The sequence below is a fragment of the Acidovorax sp. BL-A-41-H1 genome, from assembly GCF_051942715.1.
In genome coordinates this window covers 68,523-86,563 of record NZ_JBPVJQ010000012.1, presented here as the reverse complement: position 1 = coordinate 86,563, position 18,041 = coordinate 68,523, and the positions used below count along the sequence as shown (strand labels likewise).

Sequence of the window (18,041 nt, the reverse complement as noted above, 5' to 3'; positions counted from 1 at the left end):
GATAAGCGCTTTTAGCTATCAAAAGAGAAGCAAAACCTATCCAGCGCAACGCCCCGTAGGTCGGGTGAGCGCAGCGTAACCCGACACCACCGCTACACGTCCCCCAGTGTTCCGCCGGGTTGCACCCTGGCGGGCTTACTCGCCGGACAGCTCAAGCTGGCGCTGCCGCAACACGGCCAACACCTCAGCGGCAATCTGCTCCGGCGCCATGCGCGCAGTGTCCACCACCCTCCGCGCGGTCTGCGATGCAGGCCAGGGCTGGTAGTCATGCTGCTGCACGGCGTGCCAGCTGGGCGGCGTGAGCCCGGGGACGTCGCTGCTGCGGCTCTCGACGCGGCGCCGGTGTTCTGCCGCGTCCGAGCAGACCACCTCCACATCCAGCCACGGCACCGGCACGCCACGGGCCACGCCGTGCCAGGCATCACGCGTCACCGGCAAGGGGTTCACACAGTCCACCAGCACCGGCAGGCCCTGCGCCAACTGAGTGCGCGCCAGCGCGTAGGCGACCCGATAGCCTGCGGTGCCGACCTCGGCTCCGGCATCGCGCAGCGCCTGTTCGATGGTGTCGATGCGCAGGTACACCGCCTGCCACTGCGCCAGCAGTGCGCGGGCCACGGTGCTCTTGCCCACGCCGGGCAGTCCACCCAGCACCACCAAGGCTGCGGCGCCGGGCCCGCCCATTCAGTCCACCACCGTGAGCTTGGCCACTGACAGCGCCAGCCACTTGGTGCCATGGCGCGGAAAGCTGACCTGGGCGCGTGCATCGTCGCCCGTGCCTTCGATGGCCAGCACCTTGCCTTCGCCAAACTTGGTGTGGAACACGGCGATGCCCACGCGCAGGCCGTGCGAGGGCGCGGCCTTCTGCACGGGCACCGGGGGGCTGGCGAAGGTCTCTGACTTCAAGCCAAAACTGCCTCTTCCGCCTGCTGCATATGGGTTTGCAGCTCCCATATTAGGAGCATACGAGCCAAACCCCTGCTGCTTGGGCGTGATCCACTTGAGCGCGGCCTCGGGCAGCTCGTCAAAAAACCGGCTCTTGATGTTGTAGCGGGTCTGGCCGTGCAGCATGCGCGTTTGTGAGTGGCTCAGGTACAGGCGCTTGCGCGCGCGGGTGATGGCCACGTACATCAGGCGGCGCTCTTCCTCCAGGCCGTCACGGTCGCTGGCGGAGTTCTCGTGCGGGAACAGGCCCTCTTCCATACCGCCGATGAACACGCAGTCAAACTCCAGGCCCTTGCTCGCGTGCACGGTCATGAGCTGCACGGCGTCCTGTCCGGCCTGGGCCTGGTTGTCGCCCGCCTCCAGCGCGGCGTGGGTGAGGAAGGCTGCCAGCGGCGAGAGGGTTTCGCCGGTGTCGGCGTCCACGATGCCGGGCACGGCGGGTTTCAGGGGCTCGTCCAGCACCGGCGCATTGGGGTCCAGCCCTTGGCTGACCATGCTCTGGGTGAGCGGCGTGCCGTGCTCGTCCAGCGGCAGGGCCACGGCGTCGCGGCCAAAGCCCTCTTGCGTGACAAAACTCTCGGCGGCGTTGACCAGTTCCTGCAAGTTCTCGATGCGGTCGGCGCCTTCCTTTTCGGTGCGAAAGTGCTCCACCAGGCCCGTGGATTCGAGCATCTGCTCGATGATGCCGCGCAGGTTCAGGCCCTGGGTCTGCTCACGCAGCACATCCACCATGGCCACAAACGCGCCCAGGTTGGCGCCCGCCTTGCCGGGCACGGCGCTCACCGCGTCGTGCAGCGAGCAACCGGCAGCGCGGGCCGCGTCCTGCAGCACCTCAATGCTGCGCGCGCCAATGCCACGCGGCGGAAAGTTGACGACCCGGGTGAAGCTGGTGTCGTCGTGTGGGTTCTCCAGCAGGCGCAGATAGGCCAGTGCGTGCTTGATTTCGGCGCGCTCAAAAAACCGCAGGCCGCCGTACACGCGGTAGGGCACGCTGGCATTGAACAGCGCCGATTCGATCACCCGGCTTTGCGCATTGCTGCGGTAGAGCACGGCGATTTCCTTGCGCTCGAAACCGTCGCTGCGCACCAGCTGCTTGATCTCGTCCACCATCCACTGCGCCTCGGCCAGGTCGGAGCTGGCCTCGTACACACGCACGGGCTCACCCGCGCCCTGCGTGGTGCGCAGGTTCTTGCCCAGGCGGCGGCTGTTGTGGCTGATGAGGTGGTTGGCCGAGTCGAGGATGTTGCTGTAGCTGCGGTAGTTCTGCTCCAGCTTGATCTGCTGCCTGACATCAAACTCGCGCACGAAGTCGGTCATGTTGCCGACGCGCGCGCCGCGAAACGCGTAGATGCTCTGGTCGTCGTCGCCCACGGCGATCACACTGCCCCGCGCCTCGTAGTGCCCGTTCACCTCATTGCCCGCCAGTTGCTTGAGCCAGGCGTACTGCAGCTTGTTCGTGTCCTGAAACTCATCCACCAGGATGTGCGCAAAGCGGCGCTGGTAGTGCTCGCGGATCGGATCGTTGTCGCGCAGCAGCTCATAAGAGCGCAGCATCAGCTCGCCAAAGTCCACCACGCCTTCGCGCTGGCACTGTTCCTCGTACAGCTGGTAGATCTCGACCTTCTTGCGGCTGTCGCTGTCGTGCGTGGGCACGTCGCCCGGGCGCATGCCCTCTTCCTTGCAGCTGGCGATGAAGTACGACAGCTGCTTGGGCGGAAAGCGCTCCTCGTCCACGTTGTGCTGCTTGCACAGGCGCTTGATGGCCGAGAGCTGGTCTTGCGTGTCGAGAATCTGGAACGACTGCGGCAGCCCCGCCGCCTTGTGGTGCGCGCGCAGCAGGCGGTTGCACAGGCCGTGGAAGGTGCCGATCCACATGCCGCGCACGTTCACGGGCAGCATGGCCGACAGGCGGGCCACCATCTCCTTGGCGGCCTTGTTGGTGAAGGTGACGGCCAGGATGCCGCCGGGTGTGGCGTGGCCGTTTTGCAGCAGCCAGGCAATGCGGGTGGTGAGCACGCGGGTCTTGCCCGACCCCGCGCCCGCCAGGATGAGCGCATGGCCTGCGGGCAGGGTGACGGCGGCCAATTGCTCGTCGTTCAGGTTCTGCAGCAGGGGGGACAAAGGCGCGGGGGCCGGGGCGGCACCGGCGGGGGAAGGCGACGGCGCACCCGAAAACAGGTCTTGTGGGAACATCCGGCCATTGTAGAAAGCGCCCCCGCCCCTGCCCCGCCCCCCCATGAAAAACATTGCTCCTACCCTGGCCGGCCTGCTGCTGGCACTTTCTTACACCCCCGGCGCCTGGGCCCAGGCCAGTTGCAGCAGCGACGGCGTGCCCCGGCCCGTGGCGGTGTTCGAGCGCTTCATCAACGCCGACTGCGAGGCCTGCTGGACCGACCCGGCCACCCCCGCCCCGTCCGCCCGAGGCCAGGCCGTGGTGCTGGACTGGATCGTGCCCGGCGCCCTGGGCGACGACGCGCCCCTGTCAGCCGCCGCCAACGGCGATGCCCTGGTGCGCCTGGACACGCTGGCCCGCCCCGTGCCTGCACGCACCGACGTGCACATCGCAGCCCTTGAATCAGCAGCCCCTGCGCAACTGCGCGTGGCACAGGGCCCGCCGTTCAACGACTACATGGGCGCCGCCATCACCTTCACGCCGGCCCGCGCCGCGCGCCAGCACGGCCCCTGGCGTTTTCACCTGGCGCTGGTCGAATCCCTGCCTGCCGGAACCGATGGCACTGCAGTGCCCAGAAATGTGGTCAGAAACATGCTTCTCGGCGCATGGGATAAAGGCAAAAAGCTATCAAAAACAGAGCAATTCAAGCAGCAGGAGATGCGCCCGGTGCGCATCCCCGAGGGGGCGAAGCCAGAGCACCTGCGCCTGGTGGGCTGGGTGCAGGACGCCCAGGGCCGCGTGGTGGCCGCTGCGCAGTCCCGCTGCCAGTGACACCGGCCGCATCGGCGGTGCCCGTGATACCGCTCATACCATCAGTGTTATAGGGTCTGCCGCACAGGCGGGTAGAATCAATCACCGGGCCCAAGTTTCTTGTCGCCCGGTTTTTTGTGCCCGCGCATTGCGGGGCTCGGAGTGGCCACCACGGCCCCGCCCACAAACCAAGCCGGTCCCAAGCCAAGCGCCCCACGCTGCTGAAATGGTTTGGCAGCGCCTTTCAAAGGAGCTTGGAATCTCATGGAAATCTTCGACTACGACAACATCCTTTTGCTGCCGCGCAAGTGCCGGGTGGAAAGCCGCTCGGAATGCGATGCCAGCGTGGAGCTGGGCGGGCGCTCGTTCCGCCTGCCCGTGGTGCCGTCCAACATGAAAACGGTGGTGGACGAAAAAATCTGCACCTGGATGGCGAAGAACGGCTACTTCTACGTGATGCACCGCTTTGACCTGGACAACGTCCAGTTCGTGAAGGACATGCACGCACAGGGCTGCTACGCATCCATTTCGCTGGGCGTGAAGCAGCCCGACTACGACACCGTGGACCAGCTGGTGGCCCTGGGCCTCACGCCCGAGTACATCACCATCGACATCGCCCACGGCCATGCCGACAGCGTGAAGAACATGATCGGCTACCTGAAGGACAAGCTGCCCAAGTCCTTCGTGATTGCAGGCAATGTGGCCACCCCCGAGGCCGTGATCGACCTGGAAAACTGGGGCGCCGATGCCACCAAGGTGGGCGTGGGCCCGGGCAAGGTGTGCATCACCAAGCTCAAGACCGGTTTTGGCACGGGCGGCTGGCAGCTGTCGGCCCTGAAGTGGTGTGCGCGCGTGGCCACCAAGCCCATCATTGCCGACGGCGGCATCCGCAGCCACGGCGACATCGCCAAGAGCATTCGCTTTGGTGCCAGCATGGTGATGATCGGCTCGCTGTTTGCAGGCCACGAGGAATCGCCCGGCAAGACGGTGGAAGTGGACGGCGCGCTGTTCAAGGAGTACTACGGCTCGGCCAGCGACTTCAACAAGGGCGAATACAAGCATGTCGAAGGCAAGCGCATCCTGGAGCCCATCAAGGGCCAGCTCGCCAACACGCTCATCGAGATGGAGCAGGACGTGCAAAGCTCCATCAGCTATGCCGGGGGCAAGAAGCTGATGGACATCCGCAAGGTGAACTATGTGATCCTGGGCGGCGACAACGCAGGCGAACACCTGCTGATGTAGAGCCCGCGCTGCCGGGCGCCGTGCACCATGCCACGGCCTCGCGGCAGGCTACATCCGCAGCAGGTTCTGCGCCATGTGGTGCAAGTCCTTGCCGGGCTGGGCCAGGGTGTCGAGGATGCTGAAGTGGTTCAGCCCCGGCAGCACCTGGCAGCGCGGCACCGAGTGAACACCCCAGGCCTGCTGCACCAGGCCATTCTGGCGGTGGAATTCTTCGCTCTCATCCCCGCCCGCCACACAGTAAAGAATGCCGTGCTCGGGTGCCAGCAGGCGCGCGGGGCTGTCCTGCAGCACATGCTGGTCGGTCAGGTGCAGCGCCTCTTGCAGAAAAGGGGTGTGCATCAAAGGCTCCAGGTCGTGCAGCCCCGAGATCGACAGCGCGTTGCGCACCAGCCCATCCGGCAGGCCTGCACCGATCAGCGGCCACACACTCGTCAGCAACATGGCCGCCAGATGCCCGCCCGCCGAATGCCCGGCCACGGTGATGCGCCGCGCATCCCCGCCATGGGCCTCGATGTTGCGCGCCACCCAGGCAACCGCTTTTTCCATCTGCCGCACGATGTGCGGAATCGTGACCGGCGCCTCGGGCGTGCCCGGGCACAGCGCGTAGTTCACCACCACCACACAGAAGCCCGCCTGGTTGAACGGGGGTGCGATGAAGGAATGGTCGGATTTGTCGAGGGCCCGCCAGTAACCGCCGTGGATGAACACCAGCACCGGCACCGGGGCGCCGGCGGGGCGCGTGGAGGGGAAAACATCCAGGGTTTCCCCAGCACCCGCGCCATACGCCACATCCAGCACACAGGGCACCTGGGCACGCACCTGCGCGGAATCCCGGGCCCAGCGCTGCAGGTAGTCCATGTGGTCGGGAACCAGCGCGCGGTTGTTGTACATGCGCTCCAGCCAGGCCGGGTCGTTCAGGGGCAAGCTCATGGGCGATGTCTCCTTGGGCAAAACAGCTTCGGGCATCATCTTTCCATTCGCTCCAAGCTGCAAGCTCCGTGACAGGCTGGTGCACCAAAAAGGCACATGATGGCAGCAGAGACAGCCTTTCATCTCAGCAAAAAGAAGTACGCCATGACCACTACACCCCTGCGCATCGCCGTTCTCGGCATTGGCATGATGGGCCTGCCCATGGCCCGCCGCCTGAGCGAAGCGGGCCACCCGGTGCGGGCCTGGAACCGCACCCGTGCGAAGGCAGAGCCGCTGGCCCTGTATGGTGTCACCGTGAGCAATACGCCCGCAGAAGCCGTGCAGGACGCCGACATCGTGATCAGCCTGCTCGAAAACGGCCCCGTGGTCGGCCATGTACTGTTTGACCAGGGCGCCGCCCGGGCCATGCGCAAAGGCAGCCTGTTCATCGACATGGCCTCCATCCAGCCCAGCGAAGCGCGTGACCATGCCGCGCGCCTGGGCGAGCTGGGCGTGGCGCACCTGGACGCGCCAGTCTCCGGCGGCACCGTGGGTGCCGAAGCGGGCACCCTGGCCATCATGGTCGGCGGCCGCCCCGAAGATTTTCAGCGCGCACTGCCCGTGTTTACCTCGCTGGGCCGCGCCACCCATGTGGGGCCCCATGGTGCGGGACAGCTCGCCAAACTGGCCAACCAGATGATCGTGGGCATCACGATTGGCGCCGTGGCCGAAGCGCTGCTGTTTGCGGCCAAGGGCGGGGCCGACATGGCCAAGGTCCGCGAGGCCATCAGCGGTGGCTTTGCCGACAGCCGCATCCTGCAACTGCATGGCCAGCGCATGGTGGAGCGCGACTTCGCCCCCCGGGGCCGCATGGCCGTGCAGCTCAAGGACATGCGCAACGCCATGGCCACCGCCCATGAGACAGGCTTTGATGCCCCCATCACCGCACTGTTCGAAGCCCTGTATGCCGACGGTGTCGAGCATGGCCTGGGCGATCTGGACCACAGCGGCCTCTTTGTGGAACTGGCCAGCCGCAACGCGATGCAGTGAAATTTTTTGGCCCGACTTGCTAACAACCAAAAAATTAGTGCATAATTCGAGGCTCTGCAGCAACGCAGACAGATTTTAAAAAGATTTGGGTTCTTAGCTCAGTTGGTAGAGCAGCGGACTCTTAATCCGTAGGTCGAGTGTTCGAGTCACTCAGGACCCACCAAATCGAAGCCGCAAGGCACAAAAAGCCTGCTACCTATAAGTAGCAGGCTTTTTTGTTTTCAGAACAACTGCCCCACTCTTGCAGCCAGTACGCGCGCACCGCCCGGAAGCCTGCTGGTGCAGGCTCTGACCTCCGGGCCACACGGCCTTGGTGTCCGCCCTCCTCAGGCGGCAACGAATGCGTCTCCCCAGACGGCCACCATCCCACGATCCACATTGCCACCGCCAAAGGCTGAGGCAGTGTGATGGCGCGTGGTTCTGGCGGCCATTTTTTGACCCATGAATCCAAACGCACACCCGCCTCGTACCCATGGCAGGAACGCTCCCACCAGGCCTGGCGGCGATTGCAAACAAATGTCTCCCGACCATTTGCGGACGAAACGCGTGGCTACACTTTGTCAAACACATGACACACCGGTGAAGTAAGCCCACGACGCCATCCTCACCCGGAACGAGACACCCAGAACACCGTGACATCCAGCCCCCAAAAAACCGGCGCGCCCTCCATCCTGCTCGCACTCATCGCCGTCGGCCTGATCTCGCTGCCCCACCCTGTTGCCAATGCACAGTCCTCCAAATCGCGTGACGCCGGGGCCAAGGATCGCAACCAGGCCAGGGCAGAACGCGATGTGGTGCGCAGCAAGGTGGCACCCGCAGACACAGGAGCCAGTGCAGCCCATGCAACAGTGGCAACGCCCTCGCCACTGCCCTCCCGGCAGTGGAGGGTCAGCCTCAAGGATCTTGGCGTGGCGCGCCCCATCGCCCTGCGCGGCGTGGAGAGCGAGGCCAGCGTGGGCGTGGGCGTGCGGCGCGACGAAGCGGTGGAATCGGCCCGGCTGCGCCTGACCTTCACGCTGTCGCCGGCCTTGATCCCGGTGCTGTCGCACCTCAAGGTGATGCTCAACGACGAAACGCTGCAAACCCTTGTCCTCGACAAAGAGCGTCTGGGCACACCACAGACCGTCGAACTCAACATCGACCCACGCTACTTCACCGACTACAACCGTTTCCGCTTCCAGTTCATCGGCCACTACACGATGGAATGCGAAACGCCCAACCATTCGAGCTTGTGGGCCACCATCAGCAACGAAAGCCAGCTCGAACTCTCGCTGCGCCAGATCCCGCTGCGCGACGATCTGGCCCTGCTGCCCGCACCGTTCTTCGACCCACGTGACAACCGGCCCGTCAACCTGCCTTTTGTGTACGGCGACAAGCCCAGCATGGGCACACTCAAGGCGTCGGGCTCCGTCGCAAGCTGGATCGGCATGCTGGCAGGCTACCGTGGCAACCAGTTTCCGGTGTTTGAAAACCAGCTGCCCCGCCAGCACGCCGTGGTGCTGGCCACCAACAACAACCGCCCCGCCTTCCTGCAGACCCTTCCAGCGGTGGAAGAACCCACGCTGTCCGTCGTGCCACACCCCGACATGCCCGGCGCCAAGCTGCTGCTGGTGCTGGGCAAGGACGATGCGCAGCTGCAGATGGCGGCCGACGCGCTGGCCCTGGGCAAGGCCGCGCTCTCGGGGCAGAGCATCACCGTCAAGTCGCTGGAGTACCCGGCCCTGGCCAAGCCGTACGACGCACCCCGGTGGATCACGACCCAACGGCCTGTGAAGCTGGCAGAACTGGTGTCCAGCGCTTCGGAGCTTCAGCTGCGCGGCGCGGTGCTCAACGACACGGTGAACGTCTACACCCGCATGGCGCCTGACCTGTTCACCTGGAACGCCAAGGGTGTGCCGCTGGACCTGACCTACCGCTACACGCCCAACAGTGTCTCGGACCATGGGGCGCTCAATATCTCGATCAACAACCAGTTCATCCAGTCCTACCCGCTGCAGTCGCGCGAAGACCGCACCAGTGGCAAGAGCACCATCATGCTGCCGCTGTTCGACGATGGCAGTGCCCAGACCCGTTCGGACCTGAAGATCCCGGCCTTCATGATCGGTGGCGACAACCAGCTGCAGTTTGCCTTCCAGATCCCTCCCAACGATCTTGGCCGCTGTCGCTCGGCACCGCCCACCGAGTTGTTCGCAGCCATCGACCCGCATTCCACCATCGACCTCACGGCTTTCCGCCACTACCTGGCCATGCCCAATCTGGCGGCCTATGCCAACAGCGGTTTCCCGTTCACGCGGGTGCCCGATCTGGCGCAGACGTCCATCATCCTGCCGAACCGGCCGACGCCATCCGACGTGGAAGTGTTTCTCACGGCCGTGGGCCGCATGAGCGCGTCCACCGGCTATCCCGGTACGCGCTTCAAGTTGCTCAGCGCGGCCGAGGCCGACAAGGCGGCCGACACCGACATCCTGGTCATTTCCCAGGGTGACAGCGACGGACTGCTTGAAAAATGGAAGAGCCACCTGCCAGCCCTGCTGGCAGCGGGCGCACGTTCGGTGCAACCGCTGGAACGCGCGATGGGTTCATTCTTCGATCTTTTCAACCTGGAGCCCCACCAGCGCCTGTCGGCTTCGGGGGGCCAGGCCGTGTTGCAGGGCAAAGGCCCGCTGGCAGCCGTGACGGGCTTCGAATCGCCCCTGAGCAGCGGGCGCAGCGTGGTAGCCCTTACCGCCACCGACAAGGATGCCATGTCCCTCTTGAGCCAGGGCCTGAATGACGCGGGCAAAATCAAGAGCCTGCGTGGCGACCTGGGACTGATGCGCGGCGACGCCATCGAAAGCTTCCGCATCAAGCCGGTGTACTACGTAGGTGACCTGCCCTGGTGGCAGCGCCTGTGGTTCCACATGCACAGCCATCCGCTGCTGCTGGCCCTCGTGGGCATTGGCACTGGCCTGCTGCTGACTTTCATCGTCTACGCAGCGCTGCGCAGCATGGCGCGGCGCCGACTGGCTGCACACCATGACTAAGCCCGTTCATCGCCGCGCCGCCTTGCAGACCTGCGCCAGTGCCGCCCTGCTGGCCTGCTTACCGAGCGCACAGGCCCAGCCAGCCGCAGCGGGCGGAGGCCGCACCGCCTGGCCCGCCTGGGACGCTTTCAAAGCCCAATTCATCAACGAAGGCGGCCGTGTGGTCTCTGACGATGATGGGGGTGGCCAGACCTATTCCGAAGGCCAGTCCTACGCACTTTTCTTTGCACTGGTGGCAAACGATCGGCCCATGTTCGACAAGCTGTTGCGCTGGACCGAGAACAACCTCTGCGAAGGCGACATGACCGCGCGCCTGCCTGCATGGCTCTGGGGCCGCCGCCCCGACGGCACATGGGGTGTGATCGACAGCAACGCCGCATCGGATGCCGACCTGTGGATTGCCTATGCGCTGGGCGAGGCCGGCCGACTGTGGAACGAGCGCAGCTACCGCGCCCTTTCGGCCCTGCTGGCCGCACGTGTGCTGCGGGAGGAAACCGCCGACATCCCGGGCCTGGGCCCCACACTGCTGCCCGCGCCCAAGGGGTTCGTGCAGCCCAACGGCCGCTGGCGCCTGAACCCCAGCTACATGCCCATGCACCTGATGCACTGGCTGGCCGCCAGTGACTACGACCCGCAATGGAAAAAGCTGGTGGACAGCTCGCTCAAAGTCATCCGTGGCGCATCGCCTAAGGGCTTTACCCCCGACTGGACGGTGTACGACGCCAAACAGGGCTTTCTGGTCGATACAGAAGGCAAGGAAAAAGGCCAGGGCACCTACAACGCCATCCGTGTCTACCTGTGGGCCGGTGTGATGCATGCCGACGCGCCCGGGCGCAAAGCGCTGCTCGACACCCTGGCGCCCATGGCCCGCTATGTGCGCGAGCAGGGCTATCCGCCCGAATCCATCGACATCCTGACTGGGCAGGCCTCGGGCCCTGCGCCCTCGGGCTTTTCGGCCGCGATACTGCCCTTTCTGCGTGCCATGGGGGACGACAAGGCACTGCAGTCGCAGCGCATGCGCCTGGAGGCACGCCCCCTGCGGCCCAAGGCCTACTATGAGCAGGTGCTGGCCCTGTTTGGCCAGGGTGCATTCGAGGGGCAGTACCGCTTCACAGCAACGGGCCAGCTCCTGGCGCGGTGGAAACCGTGACCCGAGCCCCCCGCCGCCCCCGCCATTGGCTGCCTTCCATCACCCTGCTGGCCGCAGCCTGCCTGCCCCCAGTCCAGGGCGTGCACGCCAGCACGCCGTCGGCCGTCGAGGCCGAGCTGCTCAGCGGTGCCCGCATGTGGGCCTCCAAGAACCGCCCTGACATGGCGCGCCAGCTGGTGGACAAGGTCCTGGCCATGGACCCCTATTCGCCGCAGGGACTGGGCACGCTCGGCGACCTGGCGCTGCGCGAGAAAAAAATGGATGAAGCCAAGCGCATCCTCGACACCCTGCGCAGCCGCCACCCTGGCCACGCGGTGACTCAGGAGCTGGAGACCCTGGTGCGGGTCTATGGCAGCGAACGTGAAAAACTCTCGCAAATGCGGCTCATGGCGCGTGCAGGCCGCAAGGCCGAGGCCGCCGACCTGGCGCGCGAGCTGTTCCCGCAAGGCCCCCCTACCTTGGGTGGACTGGCGCTGGAATACCACCAGATCCTCGGCTCCAGCACCAAGCGCAATGCCGACTCCCTGCGCCAGCTGGGCAAGCTGTACCAGGAGACCGGTGAATCGCGCTACCGCCTGGCGCAGCTCGAAATGCGCATGTACCAGGGCGAGAACCCCACTACCGTGGTGCAGGAAATCGAATCGCTGGCCAAGCAACCCGATGTCAACGCCCAACAATTGCAGGACCTGTGGCGCCGTGCCATGGACCGGCTGGCCAACACCTCCGCCAACCTGCCCCGCGTGCGTGCCTTTCTGCAGCGCTACCCCGGCGACCAGGCCATGGAAGATCGCCTGGCCGCCATGCAACAGGCCGTGGAGCGCGCCGCCCGGGCAGCCCGCGACCCCGCCAACCTGGCGCGCAATGCCGCACGGGCAGCTTTGGACCAGGGCAACACCGAACTGGCCGAAGAACAGCTCCAGGCTGCACTGGCCTTGCGCCCCAGCGACGGTGACAGCCTGGGCAACCTCGGGCTCATCCGTCTGCGCCAGGGTGAACACGCCCAGGCCCAGGAGCTGTTTGGCCAGGCCTATGCGCTGACCCGCCAGGACAAATGGAAAGAACTGCAGGAGACGGCCCGGTTCTGGGGCTTTCTGCGACAGGCAGACCGGGCCATCGAGAAGAACGAACTATCTACGGCCGCTAGCCTGGCCGAGCGGGCGCTGGCCCTGCAACCCGGCAACACAGAGGCGCTGACCACACTGGCCAGCATCCGCGACCTGCAGGGAGACCACGCGCTGGCCGAAAACCTGTATCTGGACGCGCTGCGGCATGAGGCCAACAGCAGCGCTGCCGTCAAGGGGCTGGCCGGGTTGTATGCCCGCACCCAGCGCTCAGGCAAGGCGCTGGCCTTGCTGGCCGAGGCCGCCACCCGCGACGCTGCCCTGGGCGCAAAGCTCGCAGGCACGCAGGCCGACATCTTGGTCGCCCAGGCCGAAGAGCACCTGCAGGCGCAGCGTCTGAGTGCTGCATTGCGCGCCCTTGAATCTGCCGTGGTGCTGGCACCGGGCGACGCCTGGGTGCGACATCGCCTGGCACGGTTGTACCTGCGGCTGAACCTGCCCAAGGAAGCACTCAATGTCATGGACGAAGGCATGGCACGCGCCACAGCCAACCCACCGGGAGTGGCCAGCAGTGCCATGCTGTACGCGCGGGCGCTGATCCGCTCTGCGGTGGATGACGACCAGGGGGCGCTGGCCGATCTGGCGCAGATTCCATCCGGCGAGCGCACCGAATCGATGCAGGCTCTGAGCCAACGCTCCACCGTCAATGCGCTGGTGGCGCAGGCAGCCGCCAGCCGCCAGCCCGCCGAAGCGCAGGCACTGCTTGCCCGGGCCGAGCAGACCGCAGGCAACGATGCCGAGTTGCTCTACACCGTGGCCAATGCCTGGTTCCGCCGGGCACAGCCCCTGCAAGGCGTGGCAGTGTTCAACCGGTTGGCGGCGCGCACGCCCCGCATGGAGCCACAGACGCAGCTCGACCATGCCCAGTTGCTCAACCGCGCACAGGACGATGCCGCACTGGCCGAACACCTGCCTCGCCTGTTGCAATCACCGGGCTGGAGCGTCGAGCAAGAAGCGCGCCTCGTAGCCCTCTACACCGCCCACCGCGAGCGGCTCATCGAACAGCAGCGCCAGGCCGGTAACCTGACCGAAGCCGTGCGCATGGCACGCCAGCCACTGCAGCTGCCAGCCCCGGCTGCTTCTCCCGACGCGGTCCAGCAGCGTGCGCAAACGCAGGCCCGCCTGTTGATGGCGGCAGGCGAGTATGCCGACGCAGCCCAGCTGCTTGCACCACTGGTCACAGCGCAGCCCGACGGCCTGGACCTGCGCATGTCCCTGGCGGATGCGCTATCGCGGCTGGGCGATGCAAGGGGCGCCACCGAACACGCCCTGTGGCTGCAAGACCATCTGCCCCCGAACGACGCCGGACAGCAGCTGGCGCTGCTGCGCATCTGGCAACGCGCCGGCCGCATGGAAGAGGCCCGGGCACTTTCCACACGTTTGCTGCAGGCGTTTCCACAGGACAGCGACGTCCTGCTGCACGCTGCGCGGCTGGAACGCGCCAACCGCAACTATGCGCAGGCGCTGGTGTTTTTCCGCAGCGCTCTGATGCTGGAGACACACGGCGCAGCCCCTGCGACAGCCGAACCTCCCCCCGTCAGGACGATAGATGCCGAGCCCCCGCTGGCGCTGCAAAAGAGCTACGCGCTCTCGCAGCCCGTAGACCCGGCCGTGGTCGCCAAGATCCAGGGCGAAATCGATGCCATCGAGGCTCGCCGACAGGTCTGGATCGAGGCCGCGCACACCGGGCTGCGAAAGAATTCCACCGAGGGAATCTCCAGCCTGCGCGGCTGGGAGCGCCCCCTCGTCGCCTGGATGCCACGCGGCTACGACGGGCACTATTTTCTGCATGTGGACCGGGTCAAGCTCAACGCAGGGGACTTGCCTGCCGATGGCTCGGACCTGCTGGACTTTGGCCAGATGGCCGCTCTGCCCCCAGGCTCGCCCCTGACCTCCCGCCGCCAGCGTGGCGCAGGCACCAACCTGGGCTTTGGTTTTGTGGGCGACGACATCCAATGGGACATTGGAGCCACCGGCGTGGGCTTCCCGGTGACCAACGTGGTGGGGGGGCTGACCAAAACCGGCACCCTGGGCCGCTACGGCTACAAGCTCGAAGCTTTCCGTCGCCCCATCACAGGCAGCCTGCTGTCCTATGCCGGTGCCCGCGATCCCGTCTCCGGCGAGACCTGGGGTGGCGTGGTGGCCACCGGCGCCGCGGCGCGCCTGTCCACCGACTTCGGTCCCTACAGCGGCTCGGTGAGCCTGAATCTCGCAGCCCTGACCGGCAAGAACGTGGAAAACAACACCCGCGCCCAACTGCGCGTGGCTGTGGACCGCGACGTCTGGCGCAGCAGCCACAGCGTGGTCAACATGGGCGTGGCGTTTTCCGCCTGGCACTACAGCAAAGACTTGTCGGAGTACAGCTTTGGCCACGGTGGCTACTACAGTCCACGCAGCTACGCTTCCCTTGCACTGCCTGTGGAATGGAGCGGTCGCCACGGGGCCCTCACCTGGCTGGCGCGGGGTTCGGTATCGGTATCGCGCAGCAGCAGCGCCGACAGCGATTACTTCCCGCAGAGCGCGCTACTGCAGGCGCTGGCGCGTGCGCGCCTGGCGGAAAGTGGCAATGTCCCGGTGTACCCAGGCAGTTCAGGCTCAGGGGTTGGCCGGTCGTTCCGGGGCGTGCTGGAGTACCAGGTCACACGCAATCTTTCGCTCGGTGCCCAGCTGGAGCTGGACCGCTCCGCCTACTACGCCCCCACCAACCTCATGGTGTACGGCCGTTATCGCTTTGACCCGGTGCTGGCGCCGCTGGAAAACCGCCCGCGCCCCGTCCAGCCTTATTCGAGTTTCTGAGATGTCCACCGCCTCTTCTCCCCCGCGCAAAAGCCTTCTGCCTCCAGGGCGGGCGCGCACCTGGCTCCGGCGCCTGCGCCTTTCCCCTGGCCGTGGGCCTGACGGTGGCGCAACCCCCATGCACATCGGTATCCAAGGTCTGCCCGATGGCGTGAGCCAGTTGCCTGCGCATGTCCCTGTCTCCCTGGTCGCAGCCGATGCGCCCAGTGCTGCGCTGTGGTACCCCGCACTGCTGGAGGACGCCCTCGCTGCAGGCTCCGTGGGCCTGGTCGCATCCGACACGTCATGGGTGGACGGGCTGCTGCGGCGCCCAGCCCTGCAGGCCGCCTACCGCGCCGGCGGCTTGCAGCTGTGGGTGCTCTCGCCCGGCCTGCAGGCCGAGGTGCGGCGCCATGGGCTCCTATCCTTGATGCAGGAACTGGAGCGCACCGGCCTGAGCGATGCACATGCGCTGTTTGTCTGTGACGCCCAGGGCCTGCTGGCAGGCCTCAGCGTGGCGGAGCTGGCCCGGGTAAGCCGCCAGCTCAGCGTCCTGTGCCGCGAGCGTGCACGCCCTGTGGTGCTGGGGTTCTTCCCGCCGCTGGAGCCTGAAGTGCTTCTGCCCGCCTTGCGCAATCTGTGCCAGATGTCCATGCACATTGCCACCTTGCGCACCGATGCGGACCGCTGGAGCCTGGGCCTGGAGCGCTGGAATACCGATAGCGGCGCGCTCTTCCAGACGGCGTTCGGGCTGCTGCGCGACGACACAACGGGCCGCCTGGCTGCCGACGGCACGCGCACGCGGGGGGCCGCGCGCGAACTGGTCGAAGCGGCGGACCAGTCCGAGGTCATCGCCACGCGTGCTTCCATCGAAGGCCAGCGTGGCGTGCCCGGCCACTGGCGCATCGTCGAGGGCCTCGCCGACCTGGAGATAGCGGCCGCCGCCAGTGTGGCTGCCACCGTGCTCCTGGATGCGGGCCAGGCGTCAGACTTCGAATCCCGTGCACGCCTGGTGCATCAGCTGCGCCTGTCGCGCCCGCTCACGCTCAAGATCGTGGTGCGGGAAAACCTGGGAAAGCTGCGCACACACAGCGAGCAGGCCCTGCTGCAACTGGGCGCCAGTGCCGTGGTCTACAAGGAGGTGGGGTTTTCGCGGCTCCTGCAGCTGCTGCAGGACATCAACGCCCAAAGCCACACCCGCAAGGTGCACCCGGACTACGAGCAGGCGCTGGGCAGCTTCATGCCTGCACGCGAGCGGGGCTACCAGCCGCCGGCGCAGTTCTGTGCACTGGTGCGCAGCATGCTGGACCGCACACATGCGATTGGCCTGTCGCACAGCCTGGTGCGACTGAACGTGCTGGCGCAGATCCCGCACCTGGATGCGCTGCGCGCCTGCCACACCGCACGCGACGGCGACCTCTTCACCGCCGACCATGAGGCGGTGTACGTCTTCCTGTTCGCCTGCCGTGAACCCGATGTGGGTCTGGCGCTGCACCGACTTTTTGCACTGCCCTTGACCCAGTTGTTCTCATCCGAAGCCACCGACTGCTCGGACACAGGCATCCGAGCCATGACCGGCCACCTTCAAGAGGCCTCGCGCAAGGGCTTGCCCGACTACAGTGCGCTGCTCGGCCACACGCCAGCGGCGCCGGCAGTCGCCACTGCTGCGCCAGCTTTCATACCCCCCCTTCCCTCGTCCACACGGCCTGCATTGCCCGCATTGCCTGCGGACACCGGCGCCGTGCATGTCGCGGCAGGCCCCAGCGTGCAGCGCTGCCCCATTGCACGGCGTGCCGTGCCGCACCCTGCCGGGAGGTCCGTGGCATGACGCTGTTGATGCTGCTGCTCTACATGCTGCTGGGAGCCCTGCTGGCCTGGCCCTGCTGGTTGCTGCTGCGCCGTGCGCAACGGGCACGCCAGCCACTGCGCTGCGTGAGGCCCTACCGGCCCGAACTACCGCAAACGGATGCGGCCGGTGCGCCAACGCCACCTTCCACACCTTGAGTGAACGAATGAACAGAGACTTTGCATGCGTGTGATTGCCGTTGTATCGCCACTCGGAGGAGTGGGGCGAACCACCCTGACGGCCCATCTGGCCACGCTCCTGGCGCGCCAGGGCCAGAGCAGCCTGGCGGTGGAGCTGTGCGCCCAAAACCTGCTGGCGCGGCATCTGGGCATGCGCGAGGCCAGCACCACTGGATGGGCTCGCGCAGCGGCCAACGGGCAATGGTGGGCTGAAAACGGATTTGACAACTCGGATGGCGTGCGAGTCCTGCCTTTTGGAGCGGCTTCCCTGGAAACCATCAGCACCCTGCACCAGCTGCTGCAGGCGCAGCCGCGCTGGCTGCAGGACCAGATCGAACTGCTGGACATCCCCTCTGATTGCACCGTGCTGCTGGACACCCCCTTGTGGCCCTCACCCTGGGCCCAAGCCGCACTGCACTGCGCCGACACCGTGCTGGTGGCACTGGAAGCCTCTGCCCGCGCCTGCGCGGCCCTGAGCAGTGTGCAGACCCTGCTGCGCAGCGCTGCAGCAGCCCCCGGTGAGCAGGGTGTGCTTGTCACGCGTTTCGATCCGCGCCGGGTCTCCCACCGCGAGGCCTTGCAGACCCTGCGCGAACAATGGGGAGAGCGCCTCATCCCCTATACCTTGCACGAAGATGAGAACATCGCGCGCGCACTGGCCCGCGCCATGTGTGTGGGCAGCCTGGCGCCCCAGGCACAGTCCGCCCACGACCTGCAGGGTGTGTGCAACTGGCTGGTGGGCCAGCGTGCGGCCCCCGCGTCCATGCTGGTGTCCGGCGCCGCCCTGCCATGACCTATCTGCACGATACGGGCGTGGCACCCCGCGCAAACGCGCCATCCCCCCCTCAAGCGCCTGCGAACGAGGGCTCCGAGCCAGACCA

12 protein-coding genes and 1 tRNA gene are annotated in these 18,041 nt (G+C 66.3%); 10 read left to right on the top strand and 3 right to left on the bottom strand.

Features of this window, described 5'->3' with window-relative positions:
- Window positions 1–135: 135 nt before the first annotated feature.
- Window positions 136–681: an AAA family ATPase gene (locus ACTPOI_RS24855; RefSeq protein ID WP_440114073.1), complete on the bottom strand. Its 546-nt coding sequence runs from the start codon at window positions 679–681 to the stop codon at window positions 136–138.
- Window positions 682–3,135, bottom strand: coding sequence for a UvrD-helicase domain-containing protein (locus ACTPOI_RS24850; RefSeq protein WP_440114070.1), 2,454 nt, complete (start codon window positions 3,133–3,135; stop codon window positions 682–684). It abuts the gene before it with no gap.
- Window positions 3,136–3,178: 43 nt separating this feature from the next.
- Here ACTPOI_RS24850 and ACTPOI_RS24845 point away from each other — a divergent pair, with 43 nt between their 5' ends.
- Both ACTPOI_RS24845 and ACTPOI_RS24840 read left to right on the top strand, forming a co-directional pair.
- On the top strand, window positions 3,179–3,886 hold the full coding sequence (locus tag ACTPOI_RS24845; RefSeq protein WP_440114067.1) for a hypothetical protein: 708 nt from the start codon (window positions 3,179–3,181) through the stop codon (window positions 3,884–3,886).
- A 243-nt stretch (window positions 3,887–4,129) separates the two neighbouring features.
- On the top strand, window positions 4,130–5,107 hold the full coding sequence (locus ACTPOI_RS24840) for a GMP reductase (RefSeq protein WP_094285413.1): 978 nt from the start codon (window positions 4,130–4,132) through the stop codon (window positions 5,105–5,107).
- Window positions 5,108–5,155: 48 nt separating this feature from the next.
- On the opposite strand, the gene ACTPOI_RS24835 is transcribed toward ACTPOI_RS24840, so the two are convergent.
- Window positions 5,156–6,037: an alpha/beta hydrolase gene (locus ACTPOI_RS24835; RefSeq protein ID WP_440114063.1), complete on the bottom strand. Its 882-nt coding sequence runs from the start codon at window positions 6,035–6,037 to the stop codon at window positions 5,156–5,158.
- Between the two features lie 99 nt (window positions 6,038–6,136).
- On the opposite strand from ACTPOI_RS24835, the gene ACTPOI_RS24830 reads away from it, so the two are divergent.
- The 8 genes from ACTPOI_RS24830 to bcsQ all read left to right on the top strand — a co-directional run bounded on the left by ACTPOI_RS24830 (window position 6,137) and on the right by bcsQ (window position 17,953).
- A complete protein-coding gene (locus ACTPOI_RS24830) occupies window positions 6,137–7,066 on the top strand; it encodes an NAD(P)-dependent oxidoreductase (RefSeq protein ID WP_440114060.1) in 930 nt (309 codons plus the stop codon).
- An 87-nt stretch (window positions 7,067–7,153) separates the two neighbouring features.
- A tRNA-Lys gene (locus ACTPOI_RS24825) sits at window positions 7,154–7,229 on the top strand.
- Between the two features lie 469 nt (window positions 7,230–7,698).
- On the top strand, window positions 7,699–10,089 hold the full coding sequence (gene bcsB, locus ACTPOI_RS24820) for a cellulose biosynthesis cyclic di-GMP-binding regulatory protein BcsB (RefSeq protein ID WP_440114057.1): 2,391 nt from the start codon (window positions 7,699–7,701) through the stop codon (window positions 10,087–10,089).
- A complete protein-coding gene (bcsZ, locus tag ACTPOI_RS24815; RefSeq protein ID WP_440114054.1) occupies window positions 10,082–11,239 on the top strand; it encodes a cellulose synthase complex periplasmic endoglucanase BcsZ in 1,158 nt (385 codons plus the stop codon). The genes bcsB and bcsZ overlap by 8 nt, the downstream gene beginning before the upstream one ends.
- On the top strand, window positions 11,236–15,156 hold the full coding sequence (locus ACTPOI_RS24810) for a cellulose synthase subunit BcsC-related outer membrane protein (RefSeq protein WP_440114051.1): 3,921 nt from the start codon (window positions 11,236–11,238) through the stop codon (window positions 15,154–15,156). Before bcsZ ends, ACTPOI_RS24810 begins: the two co-directional genes overlap by 4 nt.
- A 118-nt stretch (window positions 15,157–15,274) precedes the next feature.
- On the top strand, window positions 15,275–16,963 hold the full coding sequence (bcsE, locus tag ACTPOI_RS24805) for a cellulose biosynthesis protein BcsE (RefSeq protein WP_440114048.1): 1,689 nt from the start codon (window positions 15,275–15,277) through the stop codon (window positions 16,961–16,963).
- Window positions 16,960–17,139 carry a hypothetical protein gene (locus ACTPOI_RS24800; RefSeq protein ID WP_440114045.1) on the top strand — a complete coding sequence of 60 codons (180 nt, stop codon included), beginning with the start codon at window positions 16,960–16,962 and terminating at the stop codon, window positions 17,137–17,139. The genes bcsE and ACTPOI_RS24800 overlap by 4 nt, the downstream gene beginning before the upstream one ends.
- Before the next feature lie 25 nt (window positions 17,140–17,164).
- Window positions 17,165–17,953, top strand: a complete 789-nt coding sequence (gene bcsQ / locus ACTPOI_RS24795; RefSeq protein ID WP_440114042.1) for a cellulose biosynthesis protein BcsQ — start codon at window positions 17,165–17,167, stop codon at window positions 17,951–17,953.
- Window positions 17,954–18,041: the final 88 nt, after the last annotated feature.

Excerpts from the sequence above, each read along its gene's own strand:
- ACTPOI_RS24855 (WP_440114073.1), bottom strand. The coding sequence starts at position 681 with ATGGGCGGGCCCGGCGCCGCAGCCTTGGTGGTGCTGGGTGGACTGCCC.
- ACTPOI_RS24850 (WP_440114070.1), bottom strand. The coding sequence starts at position 3,135 with ATGTTCCCACAAGACCTGTTTTCGGGTGCGCCGTCGCCTTCCCCCGCC.
- ACTPOI_RS24845 (WP_440114067.1), top strand. The coding sequence starts at position 3,179 with ATGAAAAACATTGCTCCTACCCTGGCCGGCCTGCTGCTGGCACTTTCT.
- ACTPOI_RS24840 (WP_094285413.1), top strand. The coding sequence starts at position 4,130 with ATGGAAATCTTCGACTACGACAACATCCTTTTGCTGCCGCGCAAGTGC.
- ACTPOI_RS24835 (WP_440114063.1), bottom strand. The coding sequence starts at position 6,037 with ATGAGCTTGCCCCTGAACGACCCGGCCTGGCTGGAGCGCATGTACAAC.
- ACTPOI_RS24830 (WP_440114060.1), top strand. The coding sequence starts at position 6,137 with ATGGCAGCAGAGACAGCCTTTCATCTCAGCAAAAAGAAGTACGCCATG.
- bcsZ (WP_440114054.1), top strand. The coding sequence starts at position 10,082 with ATGACTAAGCCCGTTCATCGCCGCGCCGCCTTGCAGACCTGCGCCAGT.
- bcsE (WP_440114048.1), top strand. The coding sequence starts at position 15,275 with ATGCACATCGGTATCCAAGGTCTGCCCGATGGCGTGAGCCAGTTGCCT.
- ACTPOI_RS24800 (WP_440114045.1), top strand. The coding sequence starts at position 16,960 with ATGACGCTGTTGATGCTGCTGCTCTACATGCTGCTGGGAGCCCTGCTG.
- bcsQ (WP_440114042.1), top strand. The coding sequence starts at position 17,165 with ATGCGTGTGATTGCCGTTGTATCGCCACTCGGAGGAGTGGGGCGAACC.